This is a genomic window from Micromonospora sp. NPDC050686, from assembly GCF_040654475.1.
Lineage (GTDB): Bacteria > Actinomycetota > Actinomycetes > Mycobacteriales > Micromonosporaceae > Micromonospora.
This window is the reverse complement of record NZ_JBFAID010000026.1, coordinates 1-20,719: the sequence shown is the minus strand read 5'-3', so window position 1 is coordinate 20,719 and position 20,719 is coordinate 1. Positions and strand designations below refer to the sequence as shown.

Genomic DNA, 20,719 nt, shown 5'->3' with positions numbered 1-20,719 from the left:
CCTTGCCGTACGTCGTGACCCTATCCGAGCGCGGGGGTCCGCGCTGCGCCGGGGCAAGATCCGGTACGCCCCGGCCCGCCCGGCCACGGCCCCGCGCCGCGCTCGGTCAGTTCCGCCGGCCACCACCGTCCTATCAGACCACGAGCATGTCCGGCGTGACTGCCGCTTCCGTATCGGGGATGCCCAGGTCGCGGGCCCGCTTGTCGGCCAGCGCGAGCAGCCGGCGGATCCGGCCGGCGATGGCGTCCTTGGTCAGCGGCGGGTCGGCCAGCGCCCCCAGCTCCTCCAGCGACGCCTGCCGGTGCTCCAGGCGCAGCCGGCCGGCGTCGGTCAGGTGGTTGGGCGCCTCGTCGGCCAGGATCTCCAACGCCCGGGTGACCCGGGCGGCGGCGGCCACCGCGGCGCGGGCCGAGCGACGCAGGTTGGCGTCGTCGAAGTTGGCCAGCCGGTTGGCGGTGGCCCGCACCTCCCGGCGCACCCGGCGCTCCTCCCAGGCCAGCACGCTGGAGTGGGCGCCGATCCGGGTGAGCAGCGCGGCGATCGCGTCGCCGTCCTTCACCACCACCCGGTCCACCCCGCGGACCTCGCGGTTCTTGGCGGTGATGCCGATCCGCCGGGCCGCGCCGACCAGGGCCAGCGCGGACTCCGGACCGGGGCAGGTGATCTCCAGCGCGCTGGAGCGGCCCGGCTCGGTCAGCGAGCCGTGCGCCATGAACGCGCCCCGCCACGCGGAGACCGCGCAGCAGACATTGGCCGCCACCACATGCGGCGGCAGGCCGCGGACCGGCCGGCCGCGGACGTCGAGCAGGCCCGTCTGCCGGGCGAGCGCCTCACCGTCCTTGACCACCCGGACGATGAAGTGGCTGCCCTTGCGCAGGCCGCCGGAGGCCAGCACGTGGATCTCGCTGGGATAGCCGTACACCTCGGCGATCTCCCGGCGCAGCCGCCGGGCCACCGCGCCGGTGTCGAGTTCCGCCTCGACGACCACCCGGCCGGATACGATGTGCAGGCCCCCCGCGAACCGCAGCAGGGCGGCCATCTCCGCGCGTCGGCAGCACGGCTTGGGCACGTCGACCCGGCTCAGCTCGTCCTTGACCGCAGCTGTCATCGCCATTCTGCGCCCCCTCACGGTCCGGTAGCGGCGTGTCGCCGGTGATTACGTACGTGCTTAACGATCGGCGCCCAGGACAGGCACCAGTGCGGCGCCCAGTGCGGCCGGATCGTGTCGGGGCGTGCCGTCGGCGACGGCGAGCGGGGCGAGGAGCAGGCGGGCACCCAGCGATTCTGCCGCACGTTCGACGGGCTCCGGGTCACCCACCGCCTTGCCGTCGGCCAGGACCAGGTCGGCCTTGAGCTCGGGCAGGTACCAGTGCAACGCCGCCAGGTGGTCGGCGACCGACAGCCCGAGCGTCTCCTTCTCGGCCGCCAGGTTCAGCGTGACCAGGCGCCGGGCCGGGCTGTCCACGATCGCGGCGGCCAGCCCGGGCACCAGCAGGTGCGGCAGCACGCTGGTGTACCAACTGCCCGGCCCGAAGATCAGCCAGTCCGCCGCACCGGTCGCCGCAACCGCCTCCGCGCAGGCGGCCGGCGCGTCCGGGGTGAGTCGCAGCGACTCGACCCGGCCGCCGGTCACCGCGACCTGGTGCTGGCCGCGCAGGGTGCGCACCTGGTGCGGGTACGCCGGGTCGGCGCCGCGCACCAACGCCTCGATGTCCACCGGGTGCGGGGACATCGGCAGCACCCGGCCCACCGCGCCGAGCATGGCGCCGGCCTGCTCCAGCGCGGCGACCGGGTCGCCCAACTGCTCCATCAGCCCGCACAGCACCAGGTTGCCCACCGCGTGCCCGGCCAGCCCGTCGGCGGAACCGCCGGCCGCGGCGAACCGGTGCTGGAACAGCCCGGCGCTGCGGCGGGTCGCCGGGGCGTCACCGGCCAGCGCGACCAGCGCCTGCCGCAGGTCACCCGGGGGCAGGCCGCCCCGCTCGGCGCGCAGCCGGCCGCTGGAACCGCCGTCGTCGCCCACGGTCACCACCGCGGTGATGTCCAGGTCGAGTTGCGGGGTGCAGTGCCGCAGCGCCCGCAGGGACGCCGACAGGCCGTGCCCGCCGCCGAAGGCCACCACCCTGACCGTCATTCCCGCCCCAGGTCCCGGTGCTGCGCGTTGGCGGCGATGTCGGCGTGCCGCAGCCGCGCGGCGAGTTCCTCGGTGATCGCCACACTGCGGTGCTTGCCGCCGGTGCACCCCACCGCCACCGTCAGGTAACGCTTACCCTCGCGCTCGAACCCGGCGGTGGTCGCGTTCACCAGCTCGGCGTACGCGGCGACGAACTCGTCGGCGCCCTCCTGGCCCAGCACGTACGCGCTGACCGCCTCCTCCCGCCCGGTGTGCTCCCGCAACTCGGGCACCCAGTACGGGTTGGGCAGGAACCGGGCGTCGAGGACGAAGTCCGCGTCCGGCGGCAGGCCGTACTTAAAACCGAACGACAGCACGGTGACCCGCAGCCGGCGGGCCTCCTCGCCGCCGAAGAGCTCCTCCACCCGGCGCCGGAGCTGGTTGACGTTCAGGTGGCTGGTGTCGATGATCACGTCAGCCTGGTCCCGCGCCTCCTCCAGCAGCGCCCGCTCCACGGCGATGCCGTCGGCCAGCCGGCCGTCGCCCTGCAACGGGTGCGACCGGCGGACGCTCTCGAAGCGCCGGATCAGCACCTCGTCGTCGGCGTCGACGAACACCACCCGCGGGTGGAAGCCCCGGTCCTTGAGCTCGCGGATCGCGCCGGCCAGGTCGGTGGAGAAGGCCCTCGACCGCACGTCCAGCACCATCGCGGTACGCCGGGCCGCACCGCCGGCCTTGAGCGCCAGCTCGGCCATGTCCAGCATCAGCGCCTGGGGCAGGTTGTCCACCACGTAGAAGCCGACGTTCTCCAGCGCCCGGGCCACGGTGCTGCGCCCGCCGCCGGAGAGGCCGGTCACCACCACCAGGGAGGTCTCCCCCTCCCCCGGCGCCAGCTCACCGGTCACCGGCGCGCCCGCGTTCGAAACCGCCCCGTGCACCCCCGGCTCGGCCGGCAGGTCGCCCGCTGTCCGGTTCTGAGCAGTTTCCGCCTCGCTCAACCCACTACCCCTTACCCGTGACGTCCCGGCCGGTTTCCGGCCGCGCGTGGTCGAACAGCGACTCTATCCTTCGCGGGCCCGTCGGTCCGGCACCCCCGCGGAGCGGTCCCCACCCCTGGGCAAGCGTGCGGCGCCGCCCGAGCATTCCCGGATCACGGACAGGAGGGCCGGTACGGGATGCCGGGGAGACGCTGGGCCCACTCCCGCTCGTCGAGACCGGTGCCGAGGATCCGGCAGGCCCGACCGATCGGGTCGGTGGAGATGCCCGGCAGGTCGCCGAGGTCCCAGAGGAGGAAAGTCCAGTCCCGGCTGCTCCAGGTGGCCATGGTCCGCCCGTCCGGGGAGAGCCGGACGTGGGCGGCGTTCGAGTGCTCGCGCAGCTCGGCGACCGCCACGGGCTCGCCCCGGTCCCGGACGTCCCACAGGACCACCCGGCCGTCGGTGTCCGCGCCGGCGAGCAGGGTGTTGCTCGGATGCCAGTCCAGCCCGGTCATCCGATCGGAGTCGACCGGCACCGACGCCACCGGGCCGGGTCCGCTCCCACCGGCGGCGTCCCACAGACCGAGGACGGAGGTGTTGTCGTCCGGCCAGCCGGTGGCGGCGAGCGTCCGTCCCGACCGGTCGAAGGCGCCCCCGAGGATGCGCGTCTGGTCCGACATCCCGGCCGGCCGCACCGGCTCCGCCGCCTCGTCGCCGTCCGCCGGTGCGGGCACCGGCCAGACCTGCCCGTCGGTGAGCAGCGCGAGATCACCCCCGGGGCTCACCGCGTTCCCGTCCCCGCCGCCGTGGACGGCGACGGTCCGGACCGGGACCGGCGCCGTCACGTCCCAGACGGTCAGCAGCCCGCTGGCGCCGACGAACAACAGCCGCCGACCGGCCCGTTCCCGCAGCGCCAGGAACGCGACGTGGTCGCCGGCCGGGACGGTCGCGGTACGCCGGGGTTGGCGCCGGTCCCGGACGTCCCAGAGCAGCACCTGCCCGTCCGCCTCGGTGGGGCCGGGCGTGGCGACGGTGGCACCGTCCGGCGAGACGGCGAGCGGGCTCAGGCCACCGACGCCGTCCGCCCCGGAGTCGGGCAGGCGCACCGGCCGGGCCGGACGCGACCGGTCCGCCACGTCCCACAGCGTCACGCCCCGGCCGTAGTTGGCCACCACGAGCGTCCCGCCGTCGGGGCTGAACTCGGCGGCCCCGACGCCGGTGCCCTCGCTGCGGTACACCACGGTCGGCTGGCGCGGCGGTTGCACCGACCACCGCGCAAGTCGGCCCTGCGCGTCCACCGTGGTGAACGTCCGGCCGTCCCGGCTGAACACGACGGCCGGCACCTCGGCCCGCCGACCGCCGACCGCCGTCACCCGGCCCGGCCGAGCCGGGTCGGCCACGTCCCACAGCACGGTCTGATCGTCGTCGAGGCCGGTGGCGAAGTGCCGGCCGTCCGGACTGAACTCGAAGCTCCCGATGTCCGCGGACTTCGCATCGACCCGGCCGGCGAGCCGCGGCCGGGCCGGCGTCGACACGTCCCAGAGCGCCACGCTGCGGTTGTCGGCGGCGGCGATCATCCGGCCGCCCGGGTGGAACCGGAAACGGCCGCCGAAGTAGCGGAACTTGTTCAGCCGGCGAGGCCTGGTCGGCTGGCCGACGTCCCAGAGGGTCACCCCGGAGTCCTGGATCAGGTTCTCCGGGGTGGGTGGATCGCGGCGCCACTTCATCAGCCCCGATCCGGTCGCCAGCAGCCGGCCGTCCGGGCTGAACCACACCTCGTCGGAGCGTTCGTCGGCCGGCCGGACGCTCAGCCGACGAGGCCGGGCCGGGCCCTGGACGTCCCAGAGAGTCAGGTCGTCCGCCGCACCCCGGTCGATCGTCGTCGCCATGGTGCGACCGTCCGGGGTGAAGGCGACACCGGAAACACCCCGCGACCCGGGCAGCTCGACCAGCGCCGGGGGGCCGTCCGGCCCCACGACCGCGCCGAACCACAGCGGGCCGTCGTCGGTGACGACCGCCAGTGCCCGGTTGTCCGGGCTGAACGTGACGTTGGTGGCCGCGCCACCCACCGGCAGGTCGGCGACCTTCCGGGGCCGCGCCAGGTCGGTCACCTCCCACAGCGCCACCGGGCCACCCACCGTGTCGGCCAGGACCGCCAGCCACCGCCGGTCCGGGCTGAACACCGCGCCATCCACCTTCCCCAGGGGGGAGGGCTCCGGCCCGGCGCCGTCGAACCGGGTCTGCCGTAGCGTCTCCAGCAGCCCGCCGCGGGTCTGCGGAGCCGGGCTGGCCACGAGGGCCGCCAGGCCCAGACGCAGCGCGTCCCGCGGATCGTTGGCCCGCTTGCCCGCCGCCTCACCGAGCGCTGCCCGCAGCACCGCCAGCCGCCGCTGCTCGTCGGCGGTGGCACTCGCCGCCTGCGCCCGCGCACGGCCGTCGGCGGCGTTGCCGTACTGCGCCCCGGCGACCACCACGCCGACGCTGGCCAGCACCGCCAGCACGGTCATCGCGGCCAGGGCACGCCGGCGGAACCGGGCCACCCGACGCTCCCGCAGCAGCGCGTCCCGCTCGCGGCGGGCCGACTCGTCCAGGAACTCGGCGGCCACCGCGCTGAGCTGCCGGTCGGTGCCGACCGTCCAGGCGCGGGCGGTCTCCAGCCGGGCACCCCGGTAGAGGGCGCCGACGTCCCGCCCGTCCCGGTCCCAGCCGGCAGCGGCCTCCTCCAGCCGCTGCCGGGTCAGGTCGTCGGCGCGTTCCTCGCTGATCCACCGGCACAGCCGGGGCCAGTGCCGGATCAGCGCCTCGTGGGTGATCTCCACCGTCTCCCGGCTCTGGGTGAGCAGGCGGCGCTCGGTGAAGGCGGCCATCACCACCTCGGCCGCCGCCGGGTCGGCGCCGCGTTCGATCAGGTCCGCGCGGGGCAGCCGCCGCCGGGTGTCCTCGGTGTCCTCGCTGATCCGCACCAGGCGCAGGAACATCGTCCGGGCCATCCGTCGGGCGTCCGGCGCCAGCCGGTCGTACACGCCTTCGGCGGTGCGGGCGACGGCGTCCCGGATGCCGCCGGTGGCCAGGTAGCCAGCCACGGTGAGGATGCTGCCGTGCCGTTCCTGCCAGCAGGCCCGCAAGGCGTGCGCCAGCAGCGGAAGCCGGCCCGCGTCGTACCCGGTATCCGGCTCGTCGGCGCCGGCGTCGCCGAGCGCGCCCAGGTCGCGCAGCAGCAGCTCGGTGAGGCCCGGCTCGACGTCCAGCCCGGCGCGCAACGCCGGGTTGACGATCGCCTCGCGCAGCTCCGCCGTGGTCATCGGACCGATGATCACCTGCCCCTCTTGCAACGCGGCGCTCAGCCGGGGCTCGGCCATGGCGGCGGCGTAGAAGTCGGCGCGGATCCCGTGCACGACCAGCGCCAGCGGCGGCTCGCCGCCGGTACCCGGCTCCGCCAGGGCGGCGAGCACCTCGAGGAAGCACCGCCGCGCGGTGATGTCGGCGCCGAGGGTGAACAGCTCTTCCACCTGATCGACCACGACGAGCAGGCGTAACCCCGGGTGGGGAGCGGCATCGGCCGGCAACGCCGCGCGGACCAGGTCGACCACGGCGGCCGGGCCGGCCGCCATCGCCCGGGAGACCTCCGCCCGCGCGGCGCCGGTCAGCTCGGCGAGCTGGGTGGTCAGCTCACCCACCGGGTCGGCCGTGGGGGTGAGCACCAGGTAACGCCAGTGCCGGGAACCGGGCAGCGCGCCCCGGGCCAGCGCGGGCAGCAGCCCGGCCCGCAGCAACGAGGACTTCCCGGCGCCGGAGGCCGCCACCACCGCCAGCGCTCCCCCGGCCCGCCGCCGCTCGTCCAGCCGGTCGACCAGCCGGTGGGTCACCCGGTCGCGGCCGAAGAACCAGGCCGCCTGGTCGACGTCGAAGGCCTCCATGCCCGGGTACGGGCACTCGTCGGCGACCGGGCCACCCTCGGCCCGCCGGACGCCACCCGAACTGAAGTGCAGGTGCTGGTCCCGACCGGCCTGGTAGATCACACCGGAGCCGGAGGCGTGGGCCTCCAGGCGTACCTGGCCGTCCCCCGCGCCCGGGTCCACCTGCCGCCTCCCGTTCCCGTGCCCGTCGACCGGTCCGCGCCGCGGCGCGGCGCACGAACCGTACGTGATGATGCCATCCACTCATGGCGATCGGGTGCCCGTGCGGGCGCCGGGGCGGGCGGCTGCTGCGCCGCGCTCGCCGCGGCCGGGTGTCGTCGGGGGAAGCTCGTACACTGCCCGAATGGTCTCCCCCACCACCGAGCAACGGACCGAGGACGCGGCCGGGGTGCTGCGCCGGATCTTCGGCTACGACGCGTTCCGCGGCTTCCAGCGGGAGGTCATCGACCACGTGGTCGACGGCGGGGACGCCCTCGTGCTGATGCCCACCGGCGGCGGCAAGTCGCTGTGCTACCAGATCCCGGCGCTGGTCCGCGACGGCGTGGCGGTGGTGATCTCGCCGCTGATCGCGCTGATGCAGGACCAGGTCGACGCGCTCACCGCGGTCGGCGTACGCGCCGGCTTCCTCAACTCGACGCAGGACCTCGACGCCCGGCGGCAGGTCGAGCGGGCGTACCTCGACAACGAGCTGGACCTGCTCTACCTGGCACCGGAGGCGCTGGGCACCCGGTCCACGCTGCACCTGCTCGACCGCGGCGCGATCGCGCTGTTCGCCATCGACGAGGCGCACTGTGTGGCCCAGTGGGGTCACGACTTCCGCCCCGACTACCTGGCGCTGTCGATGCTGCACGAGCGGTGGCCGAAGGTGCCCCGGATCGCGCTGACCGCCACCGCGACCACCGCCACCCGCACCGAGATCGCCACCCGGCTCGACCTCACCGGCGCGCGGCACTTCGTGGCCAGCTTCGACCGGCCCAACATCCAGTACCGCATCGTGCCCAAGCGCGAGCCGCGCAAGCAGTTGCTGAGCCTGCTGCGCGACGAGCACCCGGGCGACGCCGGCATCGTCTACTGCCTGTCCCGCGCCTCGGTGGAGAAGACCGCCGAGTTCCTGGTGGCCAACGGCGTCCCCGCGTTGCCCTACCACGCCGGCCTCGACGCGGCGACCCGGTCGGCCAACCAGCAGCGGTTCCTGCGCGAGGACGGGCTGGTCATGGTGGCGACCATCGCCTTCGGGATGGGCATCGACAAGCCCGACGTACGCTTCGTCGCCCACCTCGACCTGCCCAAGTCGGTGGAGGGCTACTACCAGGAGACCGGTCGGGCCGGGCGGGACGGGCTGCCGTCCACCGCCTGGCTCGCGTACGGGCTGCAGGACGTGGTGCAGCAGCGAAAGATGATCGAGACGTCGGACGGGGACCTGGCCCGGCGCCGCTCGCTCGCCGCCCACCTCGACGCGATGCTGGCGCTCTGCGAGACGATCCGCTGCCGCCGGGCGCAACTCCTGGAATACTTCGGCGAGCCGGCGGCCGGCCCGTGCGGCAACTGCGACACCTGCCTGGAGCCGCCGGAGTCCTGGGACGGCACGGTGCCCGCGCAGAAGTTGCTCTCCACGGTCTACCGGCTGGACCGGGAACGCAACCAGCGGTTCGGCGCCGGGCACTGCGTCGACATCCTGCTCGGCAAGCAGACCGACAAGATCACCCAGCACGGCCACGACGCGCTCTCCACCTTCGGCATCGGCGGCGAGCTGAGCGAGGCCGAGTGGCGGGGGGTGGTCCGGCAGCTGCTGGCCGAGGGCCTGCTGGCGGTCGAGGGCGACTACGGCACCCTCGCCCTGACCGAGGCCAGCGCGGAGGTGCTGGGCCGGCGCCGGACGGTGATGATGCGCCGGGAACCGGAGCGCGCCGGCCGCGCCGCGCGGTCCCGGGCGTCGGCGGCCCCGGCCGCCGAGCTGCCCCCGGCGGCGGCCCCGCTCTTCGAGCGGCTCCGCGCCTGGCGGGCGGCCACGGCCAAGGAGCAGGGGGTGCCGGCGTACGTCATCTTCCACGACGCCACCCTGCGCCAGATCGCCACCGAGGCGCCCACCTCGCTGGCCGAGCTGTCCCGGATCAGCGGCGTCGGCGAGAACAAGCTGGCCAAGTACGGCGAGCCGATCCTCGCCGTACTGGCCGAGGATTAGCCACCCGGCAACGAAAAGGGCCCGACCCCTGGTGGGGTCGGGCCCTTTCGCGTTGTCGACCTCGGTCAGTTGGTGGCGTAGCCGCGGGTGGCGATCCAGTCGGCGAGGTTGTCGACGCTCATCCGGTAGGAAGCCATGTTCGGGTCGGCGGAGTCGGCGATGGTGACCGTCTTGCCGCCGTCGCGGTAGCCGATGACGCTGATGTAGTGGCCGCCCTCGAAGCTGTGGGTGTTGCCGTCGGTGTCGGTGGCGGTGCCGGCGATGTTGGCGACCACCGCACGCCCGTTGTCGACGGTGCGCACGATGTCGGCGCGCAGCTTGTCGGTCTGCTTGTCGTCGGCCTTGCGGTCGCGGATCTCAACCGACTTGTAGACGTCCTTGCCGGTCTCCTTGTTCAGGACCGGGGTGATGTCGTTGATGGAGTCGGTGCCGGCCTCGGTGGTACGCATCTCCTTGGCCATGGCGTCCATGTCGATGTTCTTGCCCTGCACGGACAGGGCGTTACGGGCGGCGGCGGGGCCGCAGTAGTAGAAGTTCGGCTGCGCCTCGTAGCGCACGCCCAGCTCCCGCTCGCCACTGCTCTTGCGGTCGGCCTGGACCTGGGCCGCGGGCTTGGCCTCCGCGGCGTGTGCGGCGATGGCGGGACCGGCGATACCGCCGGCGGTGGCGGCGATGCCGGCGATGGTCAGGGCGCTCTTGCGGATCAGATCGGTACGCATGTGCGACTCCTCTGCTTCGGGGGGCACGCGACGGCGCCGCAGGGAAAGGTCTTCGGGGTGGGCGGCCCGGCGATCTGGTGGCCTGCTCGGGTGGCCCGGGGGTGTAACGACGACCGGCGGCGGACCATTCCACACCCCCGCCTGAGGGGGCCGGGGTCGGGTTGCCGCGCGGTGAGCCATGTCCAACGCCCCCGATCCCGCACCGATTCCACCCCCACGGTGACCCCGACCACCCCCACCGACCCGGAGAACCGGACATCCGACCCCAACCGCCCCGAACGGGACCACGCCGGGCCGGGCGGTGGCGGTCGACGTCGAACCGACCGCGCCCCTCGCCGCCGGCCGCGCCCCTCGCCGCCGCCCGCGCGCCTCGCCGCCGACCTGCCGCCGCCCGCGCTGCCGGAAGAGCCCGCCGCCCCGACCCCGGAGGCTGCCCACGGCCCTTCGCGGCTCCGCGCGCCCCTCGCGGCCCACGCGCGCCCCTCGCGGCCCACGCGCGCCCCTCGCCGCTCCGCGCACCCCTCGCGGCCCCCGCCCCCTCGCCCCCTCGCGGCCCCCCGCGCCCCTCGCGGCTCCCGGCACCCTTCGCGGCTCCCCGCGTTGACCATGGGGTTTTGGTAGAAAGCCGACATTCCCCCCGCGAGCTCCACCATTGAGAGGGGAAGCTGGGGAGGGCCGGGCCGGTCGATCAAGGGGGAATGGTGACGCTGGGTGACAGGACGCCCGGCGGTGACGCCGGTGACCCTGATACCTCTGAGGCATTTTGATACCTGAGAGGTATCACGCTCATTTCCCAACACGACCGCCAGCCGACACGACTCGCGAGCCGACACGCAGGACGCCATGGGCCACGCCGACCGCGCGGACCACCCGCCGCTGACTCGCCAGCCGAAACGCGATTCGGCCGCCGACAGTGACCCGACCCGGCGTCACACCGGGCTGGTACCCAGGGACCGGCCATCAGGCGGCGGTCCCACCGAACGGCCAGGAAGACGAGTGGAGGGTCGCCAGCACGTCGGGGAGCCGCGCGGCCAGGAAGGCGAAGGGCCAGGAAGGCGAACGGCCAGGAAGGCGAACGGCCAGGAAGGCGAACGGCCAGGAAAGCGAACGGTCAGGACGAGGCCGACGGGGTCGGGCTGGCGTCGGCCTCCAGCGCGGCGAGGATGGCCTCCGCGGTCCGCTTCCCCACCCCGGGCACCTCGGTGATCTCCTCGACGGTGGCGGCGGAGAGCCGCTTGAGCGAGCCGAAGTGCCGCAGCAGCGCCTTACGGCGTACCTCGCCGAGGCCGGGGATGTTGTCGAGCGCGGAGGAGGTCATCCGCTTGGAGCGCCGCTGGCGGTGGAAGGTGATGGCGAAGCGGTGCGCCTCGTCGCGTACCCGTTGCAGCAGGTAGAGCGCCTCCGAGGTGCGCGGCAGGATGACCGGAAACTCGTCGTCGGGCAGCCAGACCTCCTCCAGCCGCTTGGCCAGCCCGCAGAGCGCCACGTCGTCGATGCCCAGCTCGGCCAGGGCCTGCGCGGCCGCCGCCACCTGCGGCGCGCCGCCGTCCACCACCACCAGCTGCGGCGGGTACGCGAACTTGCGCGGCCGCCCGGTGGTGGGGTCGACGAGGGCGCCGAACCGCGGCTCGTCAGACACGAACGGGGCGGCGTCCTCGACGCCCGGCCGGTCCGGGTCGCCGGCGGTCTCCTCGCCGACCTCCCCGGTCTCGGCCCGGGCGTCGAGGTAGCGGGCGAACCGCCGGCGCAGCACCTCGGACATCGCGGAGAGGTCGTCGGTGGCGCCCCGGACGATGAACCGCCGGTACTCGCTCTTGCGGGGCAGCCCGTCCTCGAAGACGACCATGCTGGCCACCACGTCGGTGCCCTGGATCTGGGACACGTCGAAGCATTCGATGCGCAGCGGGGTGGTCCGCATGGCGAGCGCGTCGGCGATCTCGTCGAGTGCCCTGCTGCGCGTGGTCAGGTCGCCGGCGCGCTTAAGCTTGTGCCGGGTGAGCGCGTCCTTGGCGTTGCGCTCCACGGTCTCCATCAGGGAGCGCTTGTCGCCGCGCTGCGGCACCCGCAGCGAAACCCGGCTGCCGCGGCGGGTGGAGAGCCAGTCGGCGAGCGCGTCGACGTCGCCCGGCAGCTCGGGGACCAGCAACTCGCGGGGCACGTCGGCCTCGCCCTGCTCGCCGCCGTACACCTGGGTGCAGAAGTGGTGGACCAGGTCGCCGGTGGTCACGTCCTCGGTCTTCTCCACCACCCAGCCGCGCTGGCCGCGGACCCGGCCGCCCCGGACGTGGAAGACCTGGACGGCGGCCTCCAGGGGATCGTCGGCGAAGGCCACCACGTCGGCGTCGGTGCCGTCGCCCAGCACCACGGTCTGCTTCTCCATCGCCCGGCGCAGCGCGGCCACGTCGTCGCGCAGCCGGGCCGCCCGCTCGAACTCCAACCCCTCGCTGGCCCGCAGCATCTCGCGTTCGAGTTGCCGGACCATGGCGTCGGTGCGGCCGGCCATGAAGTCGCAGAAGCCGTCGACGATCTCCCGGTGCCGCTCGGCGGAGACGCTGCCGACGCAGGGCGCCGAACACTTGCCGATGTACCCGAGCAGGCAGGGGCGGCCGACCTGGCCGGCCCGCTTGAACACGCCGGAGGAGCAGGTCCGGGCCGGGAAGACCCGCAGCAGCAGGTCGAGGGTCTCGCGGATCGCCCAGGCGTGCGAGTACGGCCCGAAGTAGCGCACGCCCTTGCGTTTGGCGCCGCGCATCACCTGCAACCGCGGGTATTCCTCGTCGAGGGTCACCGCCAGGTACGGGTACGACTTGTCGTCGCGGTAGCGGACGTTGAACTTCGGGTCGTACTGCTTGATCCAGGTGTATTCCTGCTGGAGCGCCTCGACCTCGGTGGCGACGGTGATCCAGTCCACCGACTCGGCGGTGAAGACCATCTGCCGGGTGCGCTGGTGCAGGTTGACCGGGTCGGCGAAGTAGGAGTTGAGCCGGCTGCGCAGGTTGCGCGCCTTGCCGACGTAGATCACCCGACCGGTGCCGTCGCGGAAGCGGTAGACCCCGGGCGACTCCGGGATCGTGCCGGGCGCGGGACGGTAGGTCGAGGGGTCAGCCACGCGCCAAGCGTAGTCCGCTCCCCCGACACTCCCGCCCGTCACCGCACCGCGCCGCCGGGCGCTCAGGCGAGGGTGATCTGCTCGCCGGTGACCTTGATGTTCTTCGGGGGCAGCGGCTTGGTGGCGGGGCCCTGCTTGACCGAGCCGTCGCTGATCGAGAAGCGGCTGTTGTGGCAGGTGCAGTTGATCGTGCCGCCGTCGACGTTCGACACCGGGCAGCGCTGGTGGGTGCAGATGGGGCTGAAGGCCTTGAACTGACCCGCCGCCGGCTGGGTGATCACCACACCCTTGTCGGCGAAGATCGCGCCGCCGCCGACCGGGATGTCGGTGGTCCGGGCCAGCGGACCGGTGCTGTCCCGGTCACCGCCCTCGGCGTCCCCGGCGCCGGTCGCCCCCGGACCGCCGCTGGTGGGCACGGGGGTCCCCGTGCCCGCGCCGTCGCTGCCGCCGCAGCCGGCCAGCACGACCGCCGCCCCGACCGCGCCGGCCCCCGCCAGCAGGGTCCGGCGCGTCTGCCCAGCCGGCCCGGTCAGCTCCTGATCGTCACCCATGTCGGCCCCTCCTCTGCGCGGCCGCGGCCATGATCCGCGACCCTACCCGTTCATACGCCCCACTCTGCGGTCCGGTTCATACCGGCGCGTCACAGAAGAGGTATTCGCAGGAAACGTGCAGCTTCATGCCGTGTCGGGGCCACGGGACCGGGGCAGGGAGCGCCGCCGCGGTCAGCGCGCGGCGGCCGCCACCTTGCGGGTGGCCCGCGACCGTCCGGTGCCGTTGGCCTTCGCCGCCCGGCCGGTGGCCGCCGCGGCGCCCTTGGCCGCGCCGTCGAGCTTGAGCAGCGGGCGCAGGAACTCGCCGGTGTGGCTCTCGGGCACCTCGGCGACCTCCTCCGGGGTGCCGGTGGCGAGCACGGTGCCGCCCCGGTGGCCGCCCTCCGGACCCATGTCGATGAGCCAGTCGGCGGTCTTGATCACATCGAGGTTGTGCTCGATGGTAATCACCGTGTTGCCCTTGTCGACCAGCCCTTCCAGCACCATCAGCAGCTTGCGGATGTCCTCGAAGTGCAGGCCGGTGGTGGGCTCGTCGAGCACGTAGACCGTCCGGCCGGTGGAACGCTTCTGCAACTCGGAGGCGAGCTTGACGCGCTGCGCCTCACCGCCGGAGAGCGTCGGGGCGGGCTGGCCGAGGCGGACGTACCCGAGGCCGACGTCGACCAGCGTCCGCAGGTGCCGGTGGATGGCCGGGATCGCGGAGAAGAACTCGGCCGCCTCCTCGATCGGCATGTCCAGCACCTCGGCGACGGTCCGGCCCTTGTAGTGCACCTCCAGGGTCTCCCGGTTGTACCGGGCGCCCTTGCACACCTCGCAGGGGACGTACACGTCCGGCAGGAAGTTCATCTCGATCTTGATGGTGCCGTCGCCGGAGCAGGCCTCGCAGCGGCCGCCCTTGACGTTGAACGAGAAGCGGCCCGGACCGTACCCCCGGACCTTGGCCTCGGTGGTCTCGGCGAAGAGCTTGCGGATGTGGTCCCAGACGCCGGTGTAGGTGGCCGGGTTCGACCTGGGCGTGCGCCCGATGGGCGACTGGTCGACGCCGACGACCTTGTCCACGTGCTCCAGCCCGCTGACCCGGGTGTGCCGGCCCGGCACCAGCCGGGCGCCGTTGATCTGGTTGGCGAGCACGGCGTGCAGGATGTCGTTGACCAGGGTCGACTTGCCGGAGCCGCTGACCCCGGTGACCGCGATGAGCTGGCCCAGCGGGAAGCTCACCGTGAGGTTGCGCAGGTTGTGCTCGCGCGCCCCGTGCACCACCAGCTCCCGGCCCGGGGTCTGCGGCCGCCGCACCGGCGGCGTCGGGATCTCCTTGCGGCCGGCCAGGTACGCCCCGGTGACCGACTCCGGGTTCTCCAGCAGCGCCGGCACCGAGCCGCTGTGCACGATCCGGCCGCCGTGCTCGCCCGCGCCCGGACCGATGTCGACGATCCAGTCGGCGGTGCGGATGGTGTCCTCGTCGTGCTCGACCACGATCAGCGTGTTTCCCAGCCCGCGCAGCCGGACCAGCGTCTCGATCAGCCGGTGGTTGTCCCGCTGGTGCAGGCCGATGGAGGGCTCGTCCAGCACGTACAGCACACCGACCAGGCCCGAGCCGATCTGGGTGGCCAGCCGGATGCGCTGCGCCTCACCGCCGGAGAGGGTGCCGGCGGGCCGGTCGAGGGAGAGGTAGTCCAGCCCGACGTCGAGCAGGAACCGCAGCCGGGCGTTGATCTCCTTGAGCACCCGCTCGGCGATCATCTTCTGCCGGTCGGTGAGCTCGATGCCCGCGAGCAGGTCGGCCGCCTCGCCGACGGAGAGGTTGCAAACCTCGGCGATGCTCCGGCCGGCCAGGGTCACCGCCAGCACCTCGGGCTTGAGCCGCGCGCCACCGCAGGCGGCGCAGGGCACGTCCCGCATGTAGCCCTCGTACTTGTCCCTGGACCACTCGCTCTCGGTGTCCGCGTGTCGGCGCTCGATCCACTGCACCACGCCCTCGAAGCCGGTGTAGTAGGACCGCTCGCGGCCGTACTTGTTGCGGTACCGCACGTGCACCTGGTCGTCGGAGCCGTGCAGGATCGTCTTCTGCGCCCGGGACGGCAGCTTGCGCCACGGGGTGTCGATGTCGAAGTGCTCGGCCGCGCCGAGCGCCTCCAGCAGGCGCAGGAAGTATTCCAGGTTGTGCCCGGTCGACCAGGGCTGGATCGCGCCGTCGCGCAGGGTGCGCTCCGGGTCCGGGATGACCAGCTCCGGGTCGACCTCCTTCTTGGTGCCCAGGCCGGTGCACTCGGGGCAGGCGCCGTACGGGGCGTTGAAGGAGAAGACCCGGGGCTCCAGGTCCTCGATGGCGAGCGGGTGGTCGTTCGGGCAGGCCAGGTGCTCGGAGTAGCGGCGCTCGCGGCCCGGGTCGTCCTCGGCGAGGTCGACGAAGTCGAGCAGCACGATCCCGCCGGAGAGCCCCAGCGCCGCCTCGACCGAGTCGGTCAGCCGCTGCTTGGCGCTCGGCTTGACGGTGAGCCGGTCGATCACCACCTCGATGGTGTGCTTCTCCTGCTTCTTGAGCTTGGGCGGCTCGGTCAGCGGGTGCACCACGCCGTCGACCCGGGCCCGGGCGTAACCCTTGCCCTGGAGCTCGGCGAAGAGGTCGACGTACTCGCCCTTGCGGCCGCGCACCACCGGGGCCAGCACCATGAACCGGGTGCCCTCGGCCATGGCGAGCACCCGGTCGACGATCTGCTGCGGGCTCTGCTTGGAGATCCGCTCGCCGCAGACCGGGCAGTGCGGCTCGCCGACGCGGGCGAAGAGCAGCCGGAGGTAGTCGTAGACCTCGGTGATGGTGCCGACCGTGGAGCGCGGGTTGCGCGAGGTGGACTTCTGGTCGATGGAGACCGCCGGGCTCAGGCCCTCGATGAAGTCGACGTCGGGCTTGTCCATCTGGCCGAGGAACTGCCGGGCGTACGACGACAGCGACTCCACGTAGCGGCGCTGCCCCTCGGCGAAGATGGTGTCGAAGGCCAGGCTCGACTTGCCCGACCCGGAGAGCCCGGTGAAGACGATCAGGGCGTCCCGGGGCAGGTCGAGACTGACGTCACGCAGGTTGTGCTCGCGCGCGCCACGGATGATAAGTCGGTCGGCCACGGTGCGTGTGCTCCCGGAAGAAGAATGTGCGGCGGATCTGTCCGCTCGGAGCGGGGTCTGAGCGGGGTCTGAGCTGTTCCTGGGCTGTTCTTGGGCTGTTCTTGAACGTGGTCGAGGCGCAGCAGAGACGCCTGGGCAACTCTAGCCCCGAGGTACGACAACTTTCCCGTCGCGCGCATTCCCCCAGCTCAGCACGGTCGGGCGGAGCGCTCGCGCACCCCGCCCGACCGCCGTTTCAGAACCCGCCCGGCTCCGGCGGCGGCGTCGAGCGGGCCCGGCGCCGCTCGCCGCGCCAGCCGCCCCGGCGCTGGGCGGCCACCCGCGTCTGCCGGCGGCGGCTCTCGTGGGCCAGCTCACGCTGCAACCGGCGCCAGCTCTCGTACCGGCGGACCGGCAGCTCACCGGCGTCCAGCGCGGCCCGGACCGCGCAGGCCGGCTCGGCGTCGTGCGCGCAGTCCGCGTACCGACAGCCGGTGCCGAGCTCGGTGATGTCGGTGAACGCCCGGTCCAGGCCGGTCGAGCCGTCGAGCAGCCCGACCGCGCGGACCCCCGGGGTGTCCAGCACGGCGCCGCCGCCGGGAATCGGCACCAGGGCCCGCCAGGTGGTGGTGTGCCGGCCCTTGCCGTCGACCCGCCGGATTGCCTGGGTCGGCATGACGACGGCCCCGGCCAGCGCGTTGACCAGGCTCGACTTGCCGGCGCCGGAGGGGCCCAGCAGACCCAGGGTGCGGCCGGCGGCGACCAGCGGCCGTACCGGGTCCAGCCCCTCCCCCCGTTCGGCGCTGACCGGCAGCACCGGCACCCCGGGCGCCACCGCGGCCAACTGCCGGGCGATCGCGGCCGGGTCGGCCGCCAGGTCGGCCTTGGTGAGCAGCACCAGCGGTCGCGCCCCCGACTCGTGTACGACCGACAGCAGCCGCTCGATGCGGCCGACGTCCGGCTCGGGGTGCACCGGTTCGACCACCGCGCCGACGTCCAGGTTGGCGGCCAGCACCTGGCCGCTGGCGTCCTTGCCGGCGGTGCGCCGGATCAGCGCGGTGCGCCGGGGCAGCACCGCCTCGACGGTGACCGGCCCGTCCGGCCAGCGTTCGAGCAGCACCCAGTCGCCGGCGCAGGGCAGGGTGGCCGGGTCCCGGGCCGCGGCGGCGAGGACCGCCCCGGACAGGCTGGCCCGGGTGGGCCCGTCGGCGGTCAGCACGGTGCACACCCCGCGGTCCACCCGGGCCACCCGGCCGGGGCGACGCCCGGACCGGTCGGGTACGTACGCCGCTCGCTCGGCGTCCCAGCCGAGGGCGGTCAGATCGATCGTCATCGCGGTTCCCCATCGGTGTCGAAGCTGGCTGTGGCGGAACTGGCGTGCTACGTCCGGCATGGTCACCACCTCGCCTTCCGACTGTCGGTGCCGCGCTGCGACGGCTTCGGCTGGGCGCGTCCGACGCGGCGCTGCGACCGGAAGCCGTCGACGCCGACGGTAGGTGGCCCGCCGACGCGCCGAAAGCGATTTCCACGACGACGCGGCGCGGGCGGACCGCTAGGGTCGACGGGTGACCACCGACCCGTTGTTGCTGACCGGCGAGGTGGACGACGCCACGGCCCGGCTGCTGGCCACCGCGGAGACCCTCGACACCGCGGCGATCACCGCCGCCTCGCCGCTGCCCGGCTGGACCCGCGGGCACGTGCTGACCCATCTGGCGCGCAACGCGGACGGGCTGGTCAACCTGTTGACCGCCGCCCGCACCGGCGAGCGGATCCCGATGTACGCCAGCCCCGCCGCCCGCACCGCCGACATCGAGGCCGGCGCCGCCCGCCCGCCCGCCGCGCACCTGGACGACCTGCGCCGCTCGCACGAACGCTTCGCCGCGGCGGTGGCCGCCATGCCGGCGCCGGCCTGGGCGGCGACCGTGCAGACCCACCGCGGCCCGTTGGTGGCCGCCCGGCTGGTCTGGGCGCGGCTGCGCGAGCTGGAGGTGCACCACGTCGATCTCGGCGCCGGCTACGCGCCGGCCGACTGGCCCGAGGCGTTCGCCCACCGGCTGCTGCACGAGGTCGCCGCCGACCTCGCCACCCGCCCGGACGCGCCGGCGATGGTGCTGCGCTTCGACGGCAGCCGGCACGAGCTGCCGATCGGCACGGCGTCGGCGCCCACGATCACCGGCCCGGCGCCCGCGCTGGCCGCCTGGCTGATCGGCCGCGCCGACGGCACCGGGCTCACCGTCGAGCCCGACGGCCCGCTCCCGACCCCACCGGAATGGATCTAGCAGATGACCTACAGCGGAGACGTGGCCCCGAACGGCGCCGCGGCGGTACGCGAACTCGGCCGGCTCACCGTCACCAAGGTGTCGGTCGGCCCGATGGACAACAACGCCTACCTGCTGCGCTGCCGCGACACCGGCGAGCAGCTGCTGATCGACGCCGCCAACGAGGCGCCCCGGCTGCTGGAGCTGGTCGGCGAGGGCGGGCTGGCCACGGTGGTCACCACCCACCGGCACATGGACCACTGGGTGGCGCTGGAGGAGGTGGTGGCCAAGACCGGCGCCCGCGCCGTGGTGCACGCCGACGACGCCGAGGGCCTGCCCATCGCGGCGGAGCCGCTGCGCGACGGCGACACCGTCGCGGTCGGCGACTGCACGCTGGAGGTGATCCACCTGGTGGGGCACACGCCCGGCTCGATCGCGCTGCTCTACCGCGACCCGTCCGGCGGGCCGCACCTGTTCACCGGCGACTCGCTTTTTCCGGGCGGCGTGGGCAACACCGACCAGGACCCGGAGCGGTTCGCGTCGCTGCTCGACGACGTCGAGCACAAGGTCTTCGACCGGCTGCCGGACGAGACCTGGTTCTATCCCGGTCACGGCAGGGACAGCACGCTCGGCGCGGAGCGCCCGGCCCTGCCGCAGTGGCGGGCCCGGGGCTGGTGAGCGCGGCCCGGCCGGCGGTCAGGGCAGCGGGCGCAGCACGCGTACCCGGCGCGGTGCCAGGTCGACGCTCGGTTCGGTGGTGGGCACCGGATAGCTCGTGACCGTCTCCCAGCCCGGCGTGGACAGGTGGCCGCGTCCCGGGTCGCCGACCAGCACCTGCGTGCCGCCGGCCGCGGCCCGGCTCAGGAACGGCAGCACCCGGGCGGCCATCGCCCCGCTGTACAGCGCGTCCCCGGCCAGCAGCAGGTCGACGTCCACCTCGGCGTCGAGCAGGTCACCGACGTCCGGCGCGACGGTGACCCGGTTCGCGCGGGCGTTGACGACGACCGCGGCGCCCGCGTACGGGTCGATGTCGTTGGCCACCACCCGGCCGGCCCCGGACAGTGCGGCGGCGATGGCCACCAGCCCCGATCCGGTGCCCAGGTCGAGCACGGTGCGGTCGCGGGCGAGTTCGGGGTGGTCGAGCAGGTGGCGGGCCAGCGCCTGCCCGCCCGCCCAGGCGGAGGCCCAGTACGGCGCGGGCAGCGGTCGCCGCGCCGCGGCCTCCATCCGCGCCCACCACACGATGGCGTCCTCGGCGAGGTGCAGCCGGACCTCGGGCACGAAGGGCGTCTCGACCAGCCGGAGTCGGTCCAGCCCTTCGCCCGGAGCCGCGATCTCGTGCTCCAGTTCGGTCAGCGCTGAGGCTGTGGGAAGGACCATCCGGGCCAGCATGCCGCAGTCGCCGTCCCGATGGGCCGGTTTTCCGCCGTCGGCGGATTCACTGGGGCTCGCCGGCACTTCCGCCGCCGGATCGGGCTCCGGGCGGTTACTGTCGACAGGGTAAGGGCGATCATCGACGGCGCGTCGGTGGTCCGCCGCATGAACAGGGAGAGATGCATGGCAACCGGCACGGTCAAGTGGTTCAACTCGGAAAAGGGCTTCGGCTTCATCGAGCAGGACGGCGGAGGTCCGGACGTCTTCGTCCACTACTCGGCCATCGCCTCCAGCGGTTACCGAGAGCTGCACGAGGCGCAGAAGGTCGAGTTCGAGGTGACCCAGGGGCAGAAGGGTCCGCAGGCGGACAACGTCCGTCCGCTGTAGTTCCGTGCCGGTGGCGGCGGCCGTACCGGCCGCCGC

The 20,719-nt window shown here is 73.9% G+C and carries 14 protein-coding genes; 4 read left to right on the top strand and 10 right to left on the bottom strand.

What is annotated here, in order from left to right:
• Positions 1-133: 133 nt before the first annotated feature.
• The 4 genes from whiA to AB0H57_RS18225 form a co-directional block, all read right to left on the bottom strand.
• Positions 134-1,114 (bottom strand): DNA-binding protein WhiA, encoded by a 981-nt coding sequence (whiA, locus tag AB0H57_RS18240; RefSeq protein ID WP_030337350.1) that lies wholly within the window; start codon positions 1,112-1,114, stop codon positions 134-136.
• Between the two features lie 54 nt (positions 1,115-1,168).
• On the bottom strand, positions 1,169-2,134 hold the full coding sequence (gene yvcK, locus AB0H57_RS18235) for a uridine diphosphate-N-acetylglucosamine-binding protein YvcK (RefSeq protein ID WP_357507819.1): 966 nt from the start codon (positions 2,132-2,134) through the stop codon (positions 1,169-1,171).
• Entirely contained in the window at positions 2,131-3,018 is an 888-nt protein-coding gene (gene rapZ / locus AB0H57_RS18230; RefSeq protein ID WP_357507913.1) for an RNase adapter RapZ, read from the bottom strand. Before rapZ ends, yvcK begins: the two co-directional genes overlap by 4 nt.
• Before the next feature lie 245 nt (positions 3,019-3,263).
• On the bottom strand, positions 3,264-7,169 hold the full coding sequence (locus AB0H57_RS18225) for a hypothetical protein (RefSeq protein ID WP_357507817.1): 3,906 nt from the start codon (positions 7,167-7,169) through the stop codon (positions 3,264-3,266).
• Between the two features lie 181 nt (positions 7,170-7,350).
• On the opposite strand from AB0H57_RS18225, the gene recQ reads away from it, so the two are divergent.
• A complete protein-coding gene (gene recQ / locus AB0H57_RS18220; protein ID WP_357507815.1) occupies positions 7,351-9,189 on the top strand; it encodes a DNA helicase RecQ in 1,839 nt (612 codons plus the stop codon).
• Between the two features lie 65 nt (positions 9,190-9,254).
• Here recQ and AB0H57_RS18215 read toward each other — a convergent pair whose 3' ends face one another.
• The 5 genes from AB0H57_RS18215 to rsgA all read right to left on the bottom strand — a co-directional run bounded on the left by AB0H57_RS18215 (position 9,255) and on the right by rsgA (position 17,997).
• Positions 9,255-9,908 (bottom strand): C39 family peptidase, encoded by a 654-nt coding sequence (locus AB0H57_RS18215; RefSeq protein ID WP_357507813.1) that lies wholly within the window; start codon positions 9,906-9,908, stop codon positions 9,255-9,257.
• A gap of 1,111 nt (positions 9,909-11,019) precedes the next feature.
• Positions 11,020-13,017, bottom strand: coding sequence for an excinuclease ABC subunit UvrC (gene uvrC / locus AB0H57_RS18210; RefSeq protein ID WP_357507811.1), 1,998 nt, complete (start codon positions 13,015-13,017; stop codon positions 11,020-11,022).
• Between the two features lie 62 nt (positions 13,018-13,079).
• The gene (locus AB0H57_RS18205) at positions 13,080-13,568 is read right to left on the bottom strand and encodes a Rieske (2Fe-2S) protein (RefSeq protein ID WP_357507809.1); all 489 of its coding nucleotides are present in this window, start codon (positions 13,566-13,568) and stop codon (positions 13,080-13,082) included.
• A 171-nt stretch (positions 13,569-13,739) separates the two neighbouring features.
• The gene (gene uvrA, locus AB0H57_RS18200; RefSeq protein ID WP_357507807.1) at positions 13,740-16,685 is read right to left on the bottom strand and encodes an excinuclease ABC subunit UvrA; all 2,946 of its coding nucleotides are present in this window, start codon (positions 16,683-16,685) and stop codon (positions 13,740-13,742) included.
• Positions 16,686-16,920: 235 nt separating this feature from the next.
• A complete protein-coding gene (gene rsgA, locus AB0H57_RS18195; RefSeq protein ID WP_357507806.1) occupies positions 16,921-17,997 on the bottom strand; it encodes a ribosome small subunit-dependent GTPase A in 1,077 nt (358 codons plus the stop codon).
• A gap of 232 nt (positions 17,998-18,229) precedes the next feature.
• Between rsgA and AB0H57_RS18190 the strand changes: the two genes are divergently transcribed.
• Both AB0H57_RS18190 and AB0H57_RS18185 read left to right on the top strand, forming a co-directional pair.
• A complete protein-coding gene (locus AB0H57_RS18190) occupies positions 18,230-18,943 on the top strand; it encodes a maleylpyruvate isomerase family mycothiol-dependent enzyme (RefSeq protein WP_357507804.1) in 714 nt (237 codons plus the stop codon).
• A 3-nt stretch (positions 18,944-18,946) separates the two neighbouring features.
• Positions 18,947-19,600 (top strand): MBL fold metallo-hydrolase, encoded by a 654-nt coding sequence (locus AB0H57_RS18185; protein WP_357507802.1) that lies wholly within the window; start codon positions 18,947-18,949, stop codon positions 19,598-19,600.
• Positions 19,601-19,618: 18 nt separating this feature from the next.
• Here AB0H57_RS18185 and AB0H57_RS18180 read toward each other — a convergent pair whose 3' ends face one another.
• On the bottom strand, positions 19,619-20,302 hold the full coding sequence (locus AB0H57_RS18180) for a 50S ribosomal protein L11 methyltransferase (RefSeq protein ID WP_357507800.1): 684 nt from the start codon (positions 20,300-20,302) through the stop codon (positions 19,619-19,621).
• 177 nt (positions 20,303-20,479) lie between these two features.
• Here AB0H57_RS18180 and AB0H57_RS18175 point away from each other — a divergent pair, with 177 nt between their 5' ends.
• Entirely contained in the window at positions 20,480-20,683 is a 204-nt protein-coding gene (locus tag AB0H57_RS18175; protein WP_091440819.1) for a cold-shock protein, read from the top strand.
• The last annotated feature ends 36 nt before the right edge of the window (positions 20,684-20,719 follow it).